The sequence below is a fragment of the Thalassotalea sp. G20_0 genome (assembly GCF_017744175.1).
In the GTDB taxonomy this organism is placed as follows: Bacteria; Pseudomonadota; Gammaproteobacteria; order Pseudomonadales; family Endozoicomonadaceae; genus Endozoicomonas.
The window spans coordinates 1-592 of the sequence record NZ_JAGHQV010000454.1; the positions used below are offsets into that span (position 1 = coordinate 1).

The following is a 592-nucleotide window of genomic DNA, read 5'->3' on the forward strand; positions in this document are numbered from 1 at the left end:
ATCAAATATGGTTTGATTTGTGATAAACCGTTTTATCAGTGGTTGCAGGAAAACATTGGGCGGTTGCTGGATCGTGATCCGGAGGCGCTTTCCTACGCAATCCATCAATCCTGTCAGGACAAAGCCAGAGTGGTCGAGGCGGATGAGACTGAATCCGGTATTCGCGCCATTCTCAATCTTGGGCACACCTTTGGTCACGCAATAGAAACGCATACCGGCTATGGCTCCTGGCTGCACGGTGAAGCGGTGGCTGCTGGTATGGTGATGGCGGCTGATCTTTCCTGCCGGGAAGGTCATATATCCAGAGAAGACGTCGATGGTCTTATATATTTGCTTGAGCGTGCCAGCCTGCCGGTGATGCCTCCTTCTGGTATCAACCCGGATCGCTTTCTCGAGCTAATGGCAGTGGATAAAAAAGTGCTGGATGGCCAATTGCGGCTGGTGCTTCTGGGCTCTGTTGGGCATGCTGTGGTGACGGATGGTTTTAGCCATCAACATTTAATTGACTGCCTTGAACAGTTCTGTTCCTGAATACTTTCTCAATGGCTGGAGCGTACTCTCCAGCTCTCACTATCTTAGTCATAACTATTTT

1 protein-coding gene is annotated in these 592 nt (G+C 49.8%); it reads left to right on the forward strand.

The window, feature by feature from the left end; all coding sequences use genetic code 11:
- Positions 1-531: 3-dehydroquinate synthase family protein (locus J7438_RS27015; RefSeq protein ID WP_503003954.1), on the forward strand; the 531-nt coding region annotated here is incomplete at its 5' end.
- Positions 532-592: the final 61 nt, after the last annotated feature.